This window comes from Bacillus sp. FJAT-52991, from assembly GCF_037201805.1.
Lineage (GTDB): Bacteria > Bacillota > Bacilli > Bacillales > Domibacillaceae > Bacillus_CE > Bacillus_CE kandeliae.
The window spans coordinates 2,359,742-2,374,031 of the sequence record NZ_CP147404.1; the positions used below are offsets into that span (position 1 = coordinate 2,359,742).

Here is a 14,290-nt window from a genome sequence, read left to right on the forward strand (position 1 = left end):
TTAGTTTGAACGTTTATAAAATGGTGTCTTGACTATTTTGGCTGCTAGTTTTTTGCCGCGAATTTCGACAAACACTTCTGTATCCATAGATATATGTTCAGCTTTCAATAAAGCAAGCCCAATATTTTTCTTTAATGTTGGTGATTGTGTACCTGTTGTCACGAATCCAAGTTCTTCTCCACTGCTAGCGTACACAGGATAGCCATGACGAGGAATACCGCGGTCAATCATTTCAAGACCGACTAGCTTTCTTGCTGGACCATTTTCTTTTTGAGCAGTTAATGCTTCAATGCCAATAAAGAAATCCTTGTTTGTTTTCACAGCAAAACCAAGATTCGCTTCAATTGGTGAAATGTCTTTCGATAACTCCTGTCCGTATAACGCGAGATTTACTTCAAAACGAAGCGTATCACGGGCACCTAATCCACAAGGTCGCACGCCTTCTTCTTCTCCAGCTGCCAGAATGTCTTGCCACAGTTTAGTGGCATCAGAGCTTTGGCAATAAATTTCAAAACCATCTTCCCCAGTGTAGCCTGTGCGTGAAACAAGTGCCGGCACCCCTGCCACATGAACACCTTGACGGAATTTGAAAAATTTAATTTCACTTAAATCAGTTTCTTTCACAAGTTTTTGAAGCACTTTTTCCGTTAAAGGACCTTGAAGAGCAAGCTGCGCCCAATCATTGGACACATTTTCAAGTTGAACCTCTCCTTCTTCGTGTTGCTTTAACCAATCAAAATCTTTTTCTGTATTGGCGGCATTCACTACTAGCAAGTAGTCCTCTTCAGCTAGCATATATATAAGTAAATCATCTACTGTTCCACCATTCTCATAGCACATCGCTGTGTAAATGGCACCATTAGGCTTCAATTTTGAAAGATCATTCGTCATCATTTTTTGAAGATACGTGAATGCATCTTTTCCTTTGACTGTGATCTCACCCATATGCGACACATCAAATAGCCCTGCTTTTGTTCGGACTGCTTCATGCTCTTCCTTAATACTTGAAAACTGAACAGGAAGCTCCCATCCACCAAAATCGATCGTTTTTCCACCATACTGCTTGTATGATTCGAATAGTGGCGTACGTTTTAAGTCTCCCATTAACCTTCCCCCTTGATTATTGATTTTCGTGTGACATCCAACGCTGTTTCCATCCTTCACTTAGGAACTTCCATTAAAAAAGGACAGAGAACAGCTTATAAAAGTTGTTCTCTGTCCTTGAACCTGAAAGTTTACCCTGACTGAACAGGCTGTCTTCTTTGGTGGTTTCGTTAACGAAACGCTCTCCAGAGGTGCGTCCAGCAAGAGTTCTTTTGCCTGAGAGATTCACAAATTACTTGTTTGCTCCTTCGGCGCCGCATAAACAGTCTCTCCCCTTGCCTTCATTCGCAATATTAAATTGAAAAATGGGCATACTATGAACATCCGCATATAAAAAACGACTATCGTTCGGTTTTTGCGAAATGACATAATATTTTGTTCCCTTACATCCTACCATTAACAATGAGGTTTTCGCAATCATTTTTATAAAGGAGTTTTGCACATGAGTGTAGATATATTGTTTAATGAAGCTTGGGGAGAAGAACTTGAGAAAAGATTCAATCAAGATGGTCCATGGGGAAATTGGCCACTCTTTCAATCCGCAATCAAAATGGAAACACGAATGTTAATTGCTAATTTCGAAGGATTGTTAGCCCCTAATTTTTTACCCGACCTCGCTCCTTTGCCTCATCAGCTAGAAACTGCTAGAAAGGTTATTGAAGAAATGAATGGGAAAGCTATTTTAGCAGATGAAGTTGGTCTTGGAAAAACGATTGAAGCGGGACTAATCCTTAAAGAATATTTAATTCGTGGATTGGTAAAGAAAGTATTAATTTTAACCCCCGCTTCTCTTGTCTCACAATGGGCAAATGAAATGAATCAAAAATTCTATATCCCTGCGATCGCTCAAAAGAAATCCTATGCTTGGGATCAATGCGATATTGTCATTTCCTCGATTGATATGGCCAAAAGGAGTCCTCATCAAGAAAAAATTTATGAACAAGAATATGATTTAGTGATTATTGACGAGGCACATAAACTAAAAAACCATAAAACAAAAAACTATCAATTTGTACGGCATTTAAAAAAGAAGTTTTGTTTGCTGTTAACGGCTACACCGATCCAAAACCGCCTAGATGAAATGTTTCACCTCGTTTCTCTATTAAAGCCTGGACATTTAGGAAACGAAACGCAGTTTAGTGAACAATTTAAAAAAGGGGATCGCCAAGTGCAGAACCATCAACATTTAATGAAATTGATGGATAAAGTGATGGTTCGTCATCGAAGGCAAGATACAGGGGTGGAATGGACAGCAAGAAATGTCGAGAACATTCAAATTGAGTTTAATCAACATGAGCGTGCCCTTTATGAAGCCCTTGAGCATTTTATCCGCGAACAGCCCGAACAAATGGGAAGCTCGTTCTCTTTACTGACTTTGCAACGGGAAGCCTGCAGTAGTAAAGAAGCTGTGTTTTATACATTAAAAAACATGGCGAAACAATGGGGAGAACCTTCCGAACAACTACCTGAGAGCTTCGATAAGGTTCTATCCTGTATTGAAGCTGTACCTGAAAATTCAAAAGCACAAAAAGCATTGGAACTGGTTCAATCCATCAATGATAAAGTGATCATTTTCACCGAATACCGAGCCACTCAACTTTATTTACAGTGGTTTTTTAAACAACACGGTATTAGTTCGGTTCCTTTTCGCGGCGGTTTTAAACGTGGAAAAAAGGATTGGATGAAGGAGTTATTCAAAAATCATGCTCAAGTATTAATTGCGACAGAGGCCGGTGGAGAAGGTCTGAATTTGCAGTTTTGTCATCACCTTATTAATTTTGATCTTCCATGGAATCCCATGAGACTTGAACAAAGAATTGGCCGTATTCATCGCTTTGGTCAAACAAAGGATGTCCATATATACAATTTTTCCATTAAAGATACAATTGAGGATCGCATTTTGCAGCTATTATATGAGAAAATCCACTTATTTGAGCAAGCCATCGGAGAGCTAGATGATATATTAACAAAAATGGAGATCCCTAATATGCAAGAGCATTTGACAGATATTTTCCAACATTCAAAAACCGAAGGAGAATTGCAAATCAAAATAAAAAATTTCGAAGCAGCTTTTGAGCTTGCCGATGAGTGGAAAAAGGAGGAAGACACTCTTGCAAACAAACGAAATTCATCAATTTCTTGAACAATACTTTACAATGGCAGAATGTTCCGTTATGGAGCAAACCTCTTGTTCACTGACTGTTAAGCTAACACCTGAAATGGATAAGGAACTAATGAACCGTCCTTTTTACTGGCACTACATTGAGAAGACAGGATTGGTCGGCGAACCGCTTTCATTAACGCTCATTACCAATCAGAAAGAAGCTCAAGGTCAATTAAAAGGGGAAGTTGTTCATTTCGGAGCTCCACGGCTACAGCAAATTTTTCAATCAGCTAAACAACATGCTGGCTTTATCCGCCTTTATGAACAACCACAAACCTTAAATCGGCAACAAGCGCTCCACCCTTGGCTATTAACGAATGTGAAAGTATCATATGAGGCTGATCGCAAGAAAGAACAGTTTCATTCATTCGGGCTAAATTTGATCAATGGGCAAATTCAAGAACAGTTCATGCACACACTTGAAAGAAAATCACTCTCAGGGAAAATCCCTGATTTCTCTTTTACCATTGCACCTTTAATCAAACCATTAAGCGGCGTTCGACGAATTAACCAATTTTTGGAACAAAGATTACAAAACGAAGATCAACAATGGGCGAAGCAAGCGATAAGAAGATGGGAAGAGGACCTGTCCTTGTTGAATTCTTTTTATGAAGAAGAGGAGGAGGAACCAGAAGCTTTCTTTCTCGAAAAAGCGGCATTAAAAAAACGATATGAACCGAAAATTAAAGTAGATATTGTAAATGGCGGAATCATCTATTTGACCCCGCCAAATGGTTTATAGAACGTTTACGACTATGAACTTTTTCGAAAAAGCTGGCGGAGAGCCCAAGGTAAGACACCAAACCACCTAGACGAAAAGGCTGGTCGCTCCGTTTTTCTCCGCTGCCGCTTTTGTTTTCTTTCTTCTTTTGGTTCATTTAAATAAGAGAGAACTCTGTGAGTCAAATAGCGAATAAATTCATAGATAGACAAACTAACACCTCCTATTAGACGGTGTTAGTTTCTCCGTTTCTTTCGAGCTTTAAACGTTGAATCACTTCTTCCGCTACTTGTTCGGCTGTTTGATTCGTCGTATGAATGATGAAATCAGCTGCTTCCTTGTACAGCGGCAACCGTTTTTCGTATAACTGTTGAATACGAGATTGTTCTTGATTTTGAATGAGCGGTCGACTAGTATCATCTTTGAGCCGATCAAATATGACAGCTAAATCCGCTTCTAAAAAAATGACGGACCCATGTTGCTTCATCAACTGACGGTTTTTTTCTTTCATAATAATCCCACCGCCCGTTGTGACGAGTTTCCTTTCGTTTGTGCAGAGCTTTTGAAGGACGGCTGTTTCTGCCTCTCGAAAATATGCTTCCCCTTTATGACGAAAAATCTCGGAAATAGCTGTTCCTTCCTGCTGTTCGATATAAACATCTGTATCGATGACTGGAACATGTAACTGAGCAGCTAATAGTTTGCCAATGGTCGTTTTACCAGCTCCCATGAATCCAGTAATAAAAATCGTCGTCATCTCGCACCTCCTCCTACCTAATATTTCTATTATATCGAGTGCTTTGCCGTTATTCTATACGTTTTACAATTTGCTTTGTCGTTTGATCATAAACCACCTTGGAATAAAAATTGGAACCCTCTTTCTTCGTTCTTAAATGAATCACATATTGGTCTGGATCTATTTCTGGAGAGGCGGAGTAGTTCACCTCTCCCTTATTGGTTACAAACACTCCTGAAATAGCCATTCCTTGGTCAAGCTGAGGACTCAAGTACTGCAAGGTCATCAGCTCCATCACTTTTATTTCGTAATATTCAGTTAAATACATAGCGGTTCTTTGCTTGCTTATGAAAATTTCCACGCCTAAAATAGCCGTTGACGAAACCACGATAAAAAGTAATAACACATAAGGAAACAATACACCGCGTTCATTTAAAATGAATCTTTTCATAACGCTTTTTCAGGCAACGCGTAAAATTGTGCCTGTTCCTCTTCTCCATTGATAAAGATCACTTTTGTGCAAAGGGTTTGGTTCTCCCCCCAATAGAACTGGATAGATTCCACCTGCTGAAGAATCATTTCATGCCCCATTCCATTGACCCTCCTCCTCACTCCTTGTTTATATTTTTCAATGGAAATGTTCTGTCCTTCATGATGATAGAAAAGCTTATCATTGGCTGGGGTCCATGATTGAGAGTCATACATTTCTTTTCGCAACTGAATCACAAACAGCTCCCACTCTGACTTTCTACCAGGCTCTAGTTGCTCATTGACGCGGTAGACAGTTCCATATATCATCGGGAAAAGGGCAGCAATCGTCATAAACACCATAAGAATAAGTAAAGCTTCCACCATAGTAAAACCTTTATTGTTGCTGAATACAAAATTGCTTCCCGGACACTTCCACACACGCAACCGCTCTAGCTTCCCATGATATTTTATATTCTTCACCTTCCTCCACATAAACGTAAGTAAAGCTATTCCCCTCACGTAGCCGTTTTTCTCCCTCTTCAAATAAAATTCTCATCGCTTTTTCCCTTTCCCATAAAGCTTTCGATTGACCAATCATTTGCAAAAGCAAAGGCAAAATCAGTATAGTCAAGATCAACACAGCTGAAAGTGACAGCAAGCTTTCGGCTAAAGAAAAGCCCTTTTCATTGTTCTTCCACATAAAATCTCCCCTTGCCAATTTGAAACACAACTTTTATATATCCATCTTTATATTTAAAAAGCATCGTACCAAAACGATTCGTATTCCCATTTGGTAAAAACCAAATCTCCTGTAAAGAACCGTCTAAATGCCGAATGGAATCGGGAAACTTTCTTTGAACAAGTACCGTTGAAGGAGCGGTCATTGTTTTCATTCGGTAGGAATCTCTTGTCGTTAGTAATTGAACGTTGACAATCTCTTGTTTCGATATAGCATGGGATTGAGCAAGGTAAAGATCGGCCTGCAATTGATCGATAAATTTCTCTTTCTCCATGCTATCCAACATCTTTGGAAAAGGAATAATCGCAGCAGCCAATATGATGAGAAAGATAGAAAGAACCATCAGCATCTCGATCATAGAAACCCCTTGTTGATTACGAACATGCTTCATGCTCCTATTTAACAATACTGACCTCTCCATCTTTACCAATCGTTAATTTTTGCCCATTTGGACACTCAGTTTCATCCTCTTTCAAATAACCCATTTTAGCCATTTCAGAAAGAGACTCTGGAATTCTCTTCTCTTCTATTCGAAAAGCTTGCACCTGACCTTCTACCATATGCTGAAAAGCACTGCACCCTTTATCATTAATATTCTTACTTTGCTTAGCCACATTCGGAATGGCAACAAATAACAGCACCGATATAACTAAAAGCACAATCATCATCTCAATGAGTGTGAAGCCTTGATCATTTTTGATTATTTTTGTCATTTTGTTCCCTCCAATTTATACCGATCCCACCATTTGAAACATCGGCAACATGACAGATAAATAGATAGCAACAACGACTGTACCAACAAATAGAAAAATAGATGGTTGCAAGATGTCTAACATTTTCTTCACTCTTTTTTCAATTAATACCTCACAAAACTCACTGAAAATAAACAGCTCTTCTGCTAGTCGACCATTCGCTTCCCCATGACGAAGAAGCTTAACTAATTGTTTTTCAAAACAAGGCATTTGTTCAGCGGCTTCAGCAAATGAATGACCAAGTAATAAAGCGGCAGTCATTTCAGTAGCTATATGCTTTAAGATCGGATGCATCGTTTGCTGCTGCAAAATAAGCAATACTTCGTTCACAGCAAAACCGCTTTTAAGCAAATAAGACACTTCCTTTGAGAACAAGCGCGTGAAAAACAATGAAAAATAAGAGGAGATAACTGGTATTTTCATTAAAAGAGAGATTCTTTTCTGTGGGGTTTGTTTTTGATAATAAAGAAAGAGCACCGTGAAAATGATAAGAAATAGAGAGGCAGTCATCATAATCAATGGAGGGGCGACTTGCAAAAACGCAATCAATGCAAATGTTCCTCCTTGTGGGGTAAAACCGAGTGCAGAATAAAGATCTTCAAATCGAGGCATTAAAAATCGGTTCAATAGAAACAACAGCATAAATAAAATAAAAAGTAGAAACAATGGATATTGAAGCAACTTAGTTAGTTTTTCTTTAGCTTCCTCTGTTTTTTTCCATTGGTCTCCAGCGTACTTTAACGTGGCGGGCAGATGTCCATGTTTTTCAGCAAAAAACACTTGAAGACAAATCGTTGAGGGAAATTGAAGCAGTTGAAGAATTTCATTCAATGGAGCCCCTGCATTTAATTCAGATCGAATTAAGCGAATGGATTCATGATGATTTCGATCGAAATTTAATAATAAAAATTCAAGGGCAGCACCGATTGTAAAGCCTTGCTGCAGCATTTCCCCAAGACGAAAAATAAATTCACCTTGGTACTTTGTCGCGTTCCTCTTCTTCAAATACCCAACGATGATATTCTTTTTGAGAGAGATATCCAAGGGCGATCCCCTTTCTTAATAAATCTTTTAATAACGGATATTGATAGTCTCCACCTTCTCCTTTCGCTTCCTTCAAGACCTCTTGCAAATTCGTTCCACTTAAGATTTCATACACCGTCGCTTGCTTGCGTCTATTCCCCGAACGACAATACAAAGAGCAAGCAGTATCACATTGAGGACACATTAAATTCACCAGTCGCTGAGCTGTCACCGCAACGAGCGTTTGCTGAATTTCATGCCATTTTAATCCGAACTCAAGAAGCCGAAACACCGCTCCTTTCGCATCTTTTGTATGCAACGTCGTCAGAACTAAATGACCCGTTAATGCCGCTCGTATCGCAATCCTAGCTGTTTCTTCATCACGAATCTCACCCACCATAATCACATCTGGGTCGTGACGCAAAATCGCTTTTAACCCTGTGGAATACGTGACACCCGCTTTTTCATTCACTTGCACTTGAAGCCAGCGATCATTTTGCTTTTCAACCGGATCTTCTAATGTAATCACATTACGCCCATGCTGATTGGCACTATGTTGAATAAGCGAATAAAGAGTGGTCGTCTTACCGCTGCCGGTTGGACCAGTAAAAACAATCAACCCGTGAGAATGTGATAATAACGCAAGCAATTTTTGAGCTGAATTAGGAAATAAGGATAATTGAAACATATCAAGGACGGCTTGCTGAGGTAATAATCGAATCACGAGGCTTTCTTTAGAGAGGGCTGTAGGAAGAGTGGAAATGCGTAAAGAGACAACAAAGCCAGACAAGTCTAACTGAAAAGAACCACTTTGAGGCTTTCGTTTCTCACCGATATCCATAGATGCCATAAACTTAACATGGGAAATTAATCGCTCTCCTTCTCGTAAGGAAAATTCAGTATGGGGAATTAATTGACCTGAGGAGCGAAACTGAACGGCATATCCGTGTTGACGAGGGATAAAGTGGATATCAGTAGAATTGAGGGCTAATGCTTCACTCAATATCTCTTCGACCACCTTTTCAACCACCATGTACAAATTTCACCACCTTTCACTTTGCTACCCAATCATTTCGACATGAATCTTTCAACTCCTTCTTTTTTTCAGATTTTTTTCATGTATGACTTTTATCATTTCTTCTCGATTGATTGTTGACTATAATGGGAATAATAAACAACATAGGAGTGTTTGAAATGGAACAAACATTAAAAACGACCGCCACACTAGCTGATCCCACAAGGTTTTCAATTTATCAGTATATGGTCAAGCACCAAAAAGAAGTTTCCGTCCAAGAAATTGCGAAACAATTTGATATTCATCCGAATGTGGCACGGCTACACCTGTCTAAATTAGAGGATATTGAAATAATTGATTCTTTTTTACACAAATCCGGAAAAGGCGGCAGACCAGGAAAGTTATACAAGCCTTCTGAAAAGTCTATCCAGCTCTCTTTTCCTCACAGAGATTTTCAACTACTTGCGAATATTGCCTTATCAGCCCTTGCCTCCATTGGTGAGTTAGGCATAGCAGAGGCCAAAAAAATCGCTTATTCATTCGGTGAAAAAACGATTAGACAAAAAATAAGCAGAGAAAGCACATTATCAAATGAGGAAAAACTACAATTGCTACAGGAAATTTCGGCAATGACTGGATACATTCCAGTAGTTGAGGAAAAGAAAGATGGGATACACATTCATTTCACTCTGTACAACTGCCCTTTTAAAGAAGCTGTAGAACGACAAAGTGAACTTACATGTCAAGTACATATCGCTTTTTTAAAGGGAGCCTTCGACAGTTTGTTTAAACAGTTGTCATTTCAACAAACTTCCAGCATGACAGATGGATGTAAAGAGTGTACATATCATGTAATCGTCACAAACTAACCTAAAGAAACGTTTACAATTGCATGACTATTCCATTATAATAAGATATTGATGGAGTGTTGTATAAAGGAGGGGATACATAATGGATCGGATGTTTCGTGTTTTAGCATTTTGGACAGGCATCTTTTCAGTAATGTTTTATCTTGGCCATATGAATATTACTGCTCTAATCTTCTTAGGTCAAACGGGATTTTTCTTACTAGTGAGCTATTTAAAATTAACTGAAAGAATGTATATTTATGTGTTTGCAGCGTACTTAACTGTATTCTTTGCGGGATTCACATACTGGACTACATTTATGATGACTCCAGGAGCTGTGCATTAATTACTCAGAAAAGCCAGTCTACTTCATCAGTGGCTGGTTTTTTGTATTAGGCGATGCTAATTATAATGTTGATTTTTTGACTCATTGAAATAGAACGAAAAGAAAACGTCGAGAAAATACATTTTCTCGACGTTTTCTTTTCGTTCCATTCACTTTCAGCGTCCGCTGAAAGCGTGCTGCACGAATGAGTCAAAAGTGGTCAAAATTAACATCGTTATTTAACAAAGCTTTGTATTAAAAACCATTTAAAAAAGGATTGCTCTCCATTTCCTCGATAATACTTGTTGCTGGCCCATGTCCTGGTAAGACAATCGTTTCTTCAGGAAGAGATAGAAGATGGCGATGAATGCTTTCAATTAATTGATCACGGCTTCCTCTAGGAAGATCTGTTCGTCCAATACTTCCCCTAAAAAGAACATCCCCTGAAAAAACAGCCTGACCTCGTTCATAATAATAAGAGATGCTTCCCGGTGAGTGACCCGGAGTGTGAAATAATTTAAATTGAAAATTTCCGATCTGAATTTCTTCTTCATTCGTAAGAATCCGATCTGCAGGGGCTGCACTCACTCTCCCCATATGGAAGAACTCAGAACCATTCAATGAGGGATTCATTAACCAATCCTTTTCTTCGACATGAAGATAGACAGGAATATGAAATGCATTGCGAACATCCTCAACGGCACCAATATGATCAAAATGTGCATGGGTTAATAACACAGCTAACGGTGAGAGTTCATTAGCATGCAACCATTCCATCAGCCGATCTCCCTCTGCTCCTGGATCAAAAATAATACATTCTTTTTCGCTATTTGAGAGTACATAACAATTCGTCTGCAATGTTCCTAACGGCAGTTGTGACCAATTCATTTTTCAGCACACCTTTCTACTGTAATACTCTTATCGTACCAGTCATTCATGTCTATTTAAAGAACTATCATATTTCACCTCGACAAACCTTGAAAAAAACTATAAAATAATGGTGTGTATGTACTTGTTTTACATAAACTATTATAAACTCTGTAGGTATTGAGTAGAACAAGAAAGGGGTTTGACAATGAACGGCTTAATTATTATTTTCGGTCTTGTGGCGATTCTTGCCGTATTCGGTTCATTGAGCGCTTTAAAAAGCAAAAATATTCTGGGTATTCTTTTTGGCCTTGGAACTGCTGGCGTGTTCGGATGGTTTACAATCATGACCTTCATTAATTCTGGCTATCCTGGAGCACACTAAAATTCTAAAAAAATGACCGGATCGTCAAAGAGCTGTCTTAATAAAGCGCTTGCTTTTTCTTTTATAAAGGAATAGCTTGCCGCTTTACAGACAGCTCTTTCCTAATTTATTCTAATAAAGCCGCTATACAAATACTTCTTGTTGCTTGATACATAGCTGGTAATTGAGTAAGCGGAAGCGGATTACACCCCTTTCCAAGCTCGATCGTAAATCCAGGCTGTTCATACTCTTGAATAAACCAATCTTTAAACCCCGCATGACTATCGATGAAACGAACCGCCTCATACCCACTCACTCGCTCAAACCTCTCGGCCAAGCATTTAGACTCTTCAGGCTCTTTATTGTTATACCCCCAATAGAACTCAGCTCCTTGTGTATGAAAGGCGAGAACGCGGTCAAATTGCTCCCTTATTTGCAATTCAGCCATCACAATCGCTTCCGGTTCACTTAGTGGCCGATCTCCTGGATAATCGCGTGGGGCAGGCGATTTAGGCTCTTTTCTTTCTTTTTCAATTTCCCAACCGACTGGATACTGATTATTTAAGTCCACTCCACGAATATTCGCTTTCCACCCCGAAAATTCAGTGGAGCCACCATTTATAGATATGACCTGTTGTTCATTCTTTGTGGAGAGCCCATTGATGACTAACTCCACCCCATCAGGATTAACCATAGGGACAATCGACAAACTATTTTCACTGAATAAAAGCTGAGATGAGATTCCTTCTATTACATCACCTTTTGCAATCGCCTCTGCATACTCCTTAACAAAGGAAAGTAATGCAGAAGAAGTAATCCATTCATTTGCATGAAATGACCCGTTAAAATGCACTTTTCTTTTTCCCTCACCAATCTTGATTTCCCATATCGATCGTCCCTCTACACTTTTTCCAATCTCATACAAACGAACAAATGAATAACTATTCTTCAATTGATTTATATCTATTAATAGTTGCTGAAAATCATAAGGCCGAAAGCATAAAAAAGACATGAAATCCCCCCTTATAAAAACTTCATCCTCATAATATATGCAACGTAGCCTGTACACTTTTTTAAACAAAGAAAAAAAGAAAAGCTCACCATAATAGGCAAGCTTTTCTTCACATTATTGAGCGGGTTTCTTGGCAGAATTCGGATCATAAAAACGAAGTAAATCGCCATAAATAATCTGATCTGAATAATTCAGTTCAGTTGAAGCCTTCTCCATAGCTGGTTCACAGTATTTTTTATCGGTTGGCTGTTCTGTGTTTTTATCCCAACATTTATTATCTGCATAAACGTAATCTTTTGTGACAAAGCGTCCATCACGGAAGACCGCTAAATTTTCATGATCAGCAGACAATAAATCCTGTCCGAGTTGCAAATCATCTTTTGTATTAATTCCAAGTAAATGAAGCAGTGTAGGTCGAACGTCCACTTGACCTCCAACACTTTCGATCACTCTACCTTCAACGCCTGGTATATGAACCATAAATGGTACTTTTTGCAATTGAGTAGAAACGAACGGTGTCACTTCTTTACCTAAATATTCGCTCATAGCTTTATCATGATTCTCCGAAATACCATAATGATCTCCATAAAGGACAATCATTGAATTCTCATAAAGACCTGATGCTTTTAACTGCTCCACAAAATGTTTGAGCGCTTCGTCTGTATATCGAACCGTTACGAAATAGCGGTTAACAGTTCCATCTTGAGATGTAAATTCATCAATGAGCTTGTCTTCTTCATCATAATAAAATGGATGATGATTCGTTAAAGTCAGCAATTTTGAATAGAAAGGCTGAGGCATGTCTTTCATATGCTCAACAGATTGTTCAAGGAACGGAATATCTTTCATACCCCAGTTGACACTATTTTCTTCATTCACATCATAATCTCCAACTTCATAAAAACGCTCATAACCTAGAGATTTATACATAATGTCGCGATTCCAGAAACTCTTATTATTCGCATGCATAGCATTCGTATAATAACCATTTTCGTCTAAACTTTTAGCCATAGAGTTAAACTTATTGCCTGAATGAGTAAAAAACACTGCTCCACGGCTTAATGGATACAATGAGTTTTCAACAAGAAATTCAGCATCAGATGTTTTCCCTTGTCCTGTTTGATGATAAAAATTATTAAAATATAAACTTTCTTTGGCAAATTGGTTCATAAATGGTGTGATTTCTTGACCATTCACTTTATTATTAATAACGAATTCTTGCGTGGATTCTACGGAAACAAGGATCAAGTTCTTCCCTTTGGCCACACCAAACAAGTCATCATTTGGTTTAGCATAATTAGCATCGGTATAGTTTTCAATATCTGCTAACTCACTACCATCTGCAAGCGCACGTTGCGCCGATGATTTTGATTGCAACACAATATCATAAATATGATAATTAAACGTCCCAATATTTTTAACAAGCATTTCTCTATCAAATGTTCTTGTTAATAACTGTGGACGCTCAATTTCAGCTAGTCCAAGATTTAAGAACAATATAGCAATTGCAGTTAAAAAATAAGCACGTCGATTTGTCTTTGTCACCGAGTGAAATGAAACAAACTTTGGCTTCACTTTTAAAATGATGGCCAATAAAATTAAATCTGCAAAGTAGAAAATATCATACCACTTAAATTCTTCCGTTACACTGTTGCCAAGATCACCAAAGTTGCTTGTTTGGAACAACAATGGTAACGTAATAAAGTCATTAAAGAAGCGATAGAATACTACATTCGCATATAGCAAGATCGTTAGTGCAAAGCTGGTGATCATTATATAACGATTTCTTGCTTTCTCACTTTTAAACAGCAAACTTATTCCCAGTGCGAGCATAATAAAACTCAACGGATTAATAAACAGAATAATCTCTTGTAAAGTGTTTTCAATATCCATATGGAAGCTTGTTTTATAAGTAATATACGTTTTCAACCATAAGAACAAAACGGCAACAGCAATTAACGTTACATTGTTGCGTAAGGTTCCTTTCATTAAACACCCTCCTTAGTACAGCCCTCACAACTTACAGCACTTGCTTTTTTTAGCAATTGTAAAAACATCATAGATAATCTTAATACTTTTTTTACAAAAAAGCAATGCAGATAAAACAGAGATTTTGTAGAATAGTAGCCTACGCTATAGCAACCAAAGA

General features: G+C 38.3%; 18 protein-coding genes and 1 riboswitch. Of the genes, 5 read left to right on the forward strand and 13 right to left on the reverse strand.

What is annotated here, in order from left to right; all coding sequences use genetic code 11:
- Positions 1 to 1,104: a glycine cleavage system aminomethyltransferase GcvT gene (gene gcvT / locus WDJ61_RS12165; RefSeq protein ID WP_338750055.1), complete on the reverse strand. Its 1,104-nt coding sequence runs from the start codon at positions 1,102 to 1,104 to the stop codon at positions 1 to 3.
- A 194-nt stretch (positions 1,105 to 1,298) separates the two neighbouring features.
- A riboswitch (glycine riboswitch) is annotated at positions 1,299 to 1,389 on the reverse strand.
- A 157-nt stretch (positions 1,390 to 1,546) separates the two neighbouring features.
- Here gcvT and WDJ61_RS12170 point away from each other — a divergent pair.
- Complete coding sequence (locus WDJ61_RS12170) at positions 1,547 to 3,247, forward strand: DEAD/DEAH box helicase (RefSeq protein WP_338750057.1); 1,701 nt, start codon at positions 1,547 to 1,549, stop codon at positions 3,245 to 3,247.
- Positions 3,216 to 4,010: a YqhG family protein gene (locus tag WDJ61_RS12175; RefSeq protein WP_338750059.1), complete on the forward strand. Its 795-nt coding sequence runs from the start codon at positions 3,216 to 3,218 to the stop codon at positions 4,008 to 4,010. The genes WDJ61_RS12170 and WDJ61_RS12175 overlap by 32 nt, the downstream gene beginning before the upstream one ends.
- Positions 4,011 to 4,021: 11 nt before the next feature.
- Here WDJ61_RS12175 and WDJ61_RS12180 read toward each other — a convergent pair whose 3' ends face one another.
- The 9 genes from WDJ61_RS12180 to comGA are packed head-to-tail and all read right to left on the reverse strand — an operon-like array spanning position 4,022 to position 8,743.
- Positions 4,022 to 4,201, reverse strand: a complete 180-nt coding sequence (locus tag WDJ61_RS12180) for a YqzE family protein (RefSeq protein WP_338750061.1) — start codon at positions 4,199 to 4,201, stop codon at positions 4,022 to 4,024.
- A 14-nt stretch (positions 4,202 to 4,215) separates the two neighbouring features.
- Positions 4,216 to 4,746, reverse strand: coding sequence for a shikimate kinase (locus WDJ61_RS12185; RefSeq protein ID WP_338750063.1), 531 nt, complete (start codon positions 4,744 to 4,746; stop codon positions 4,216 to 4,218).
- A gap of 49 nt (positions 4,747 to 4,795) precedes the next feature.
- The gene (locus WDJ61_RS12190) at positions 4,796 to 5,176 is read right to left on the reverse strand and encodes a hypothetical protein (RefSeq protein WP_338750065.1); all 381 of its coding nucleotides are present in this window, start codon (positions 5,174 to 5,176) and stop codon (positions 4,796 to 4,798) included.
- Complete coding sequence (gene comGF, locus WDJ61_RS12195; protein WP_338750067.1) at positions 5,173 to 5,580, reverse strand: competence type IV pilus minor pilin ComGF; 408 nt, start codon at positions 5,578 to 5,580, stop codon at positions 5,173 to 5,175. Before comGF ends, WDJ61_RS12190 begins: the two co-directional genes overlap by 4 nt.
- A gap of 10 nt (positions 5,581 to 5,590) precedes the next feature.
- Positions 5,591 to 5,896 carry a hypothetical protein gene (locus WDJ61_RS12200; RefSeq protein ID WP_338750069.1) on the reverse strand — a complete coding sequence of 102 codons (306 nt, stop codon included), beginning with the start codon at positions 5,894 to 5,896 and terminating at the stop codon, positions 5,591 to 5,593.
- Entirely contained in the window at positions 5,880 to 6,341 is a 462-nt protein-coding gene (gene comGD, locus WDJ61_RS12205; RefSeq protein ID WP_338750071.1) for a competence type IV pilus minor pilin ComGD, read from the reverse strand. Before comGD ends, WDJ61_RS12200 begins: the two co-directional genes overlap by 17 nt.
- Positions 6,331 to 6,648 (reverse strand): competence type IV pilus major pilin ComGC, encoded by a 318-nt coding sequence (gene comGC, locus WDJ61_RS12210; RefSeq protein WP_338750073.1) that lies wholly within the window; start codon positions 6,646 to 6,648, stop codon positions 6,331 to 6,333. Before comGC ends, comGD begins: the two co-directional genes overlap by 11 nt.
- A 15-nt stretch (positions 6,649 to 6,663) precedes the next feature.
- The gene (comGB, locus tag WDJ61_RS12215; protein ID WP_338750075.1) at positions 6,664 to 7,731 is read right to left on the reverse strand and encodes a competence type IV pilus assembly protein ComGB; all 1,068 of its coding nucleotides are present in this window, start codon (positions 7,729 to 7,731) and stop codon (positions 6,664 to 6,666) included.
- A complete protein-coding gene (gene comGA / locus WDJ61_RS12220; RefSeq protein ID WP_338754789.1) occupies positions 7,658 to 8,743 on the reverse strand; it encodes a competence type IV pilus ATPase ComGA in 1,086 nt (361 codons plus the stop codon). Before comGA ends, comGB begins: the two co-directional genes overlap by 74 nt.
- A gap of 161 nt (positions 8,744 to 8,904) precedes the next feature.
- Here comGA and WDJ61_RS12225 point away from each other — a divergent pair, with 161 nt between their 5' ends.
- Positions 8,905 to 9,594: a helix-turn-helix transcriptional regulator gene (locus WDJ61_RS12225; RefSeq protein ID WP_338750078.1), complete on the forward strand. Its 690-nt coding sequence runs from the start codon at positions 8,905 to 8,907 to the stop codon at positions 9,592 to 9,594.
- A gap of 82 nt (positions 9,595 to 9,676) precedes the next feature.
- Positions 9,677 to 9,919: a DUF2626 domain-containing protein gene (locus WDJ61_RS12230; RefSeq protein ID WP_338750080.1), complete on the forward strand. Its 243-nt coding sequence runs from the start codon at positions 9,677 to 9,679 to the stop codon at positions 9,917 to 9,919.
- A gap of 234 nt (positions 9,920 to 10,153) precedes the next feature.
- Here WDJ61_RS12230 and WDJ61_RS12235 read toward each other — a convergent pair whose 3' ends face one another.
- Positions 10,154 to 10,786 (reverse strand): MBL fold metallo-hydrolase, encoded by a 633-nt coding sequence (locus WDJ61_RS12235; protein ID WP_338750082.1) that lies wholly within the window; start codon positions 10,784 to 10,786, stop codon positions 10,154 to 10,156.
- A 187-nt stretch (positions 10,787 to 10,973) separates the two neighbouring features.
- Between WDJ61_RS12235 and WDJ61_RS12240 the strand changes: the two genes are divergently transcribed.
- Positions 10,974 to 11,150, forward strand: a complete 177-nt coding sequence (locus WDJ61_RS12240) for a DUF2759 domain-containing protein (RefSeq protein WP_338750084.1) — start codon at positions 10,974 to 10,976, stop codon at positions 11,148 to 11,150.
- 106 nt (positions 11,151 to 11,256) lie between these two features.
- On the opposite strand, the gene WDJ61_RS12245 is transcribed toward WDJ61_RS12240, so the two are convergent.
- Positions 11,257 to 12,141 carry a M14 family metallocarboxypeptidase gene (locus WDJ61_RS12245; protein ID WP_338750086.1) on the reverse strand — a complete coding sequence of 295 codons (885 nt, stop codon included), beginning with the start codon at positions 12,139 to 12,141 and terminating at the stop codon, positions 11,257 to 11,259.
- Between the two features lie 114 nt (positions 12,142 to 12,255).
- Positions 12,256 to 14,130, reverse strand: a complete 1,875-nt coding sequence (locus WDJ61_RS12250) for an LTA synthase family protein (RefSeq protein WP_338750088.1) — start codon at positions 14,128 to 14,130, stop codon at positions 12,256 to 12,258.
- Positions 14,131 to 14,290 lie beyond the last annotated feature (160 nt).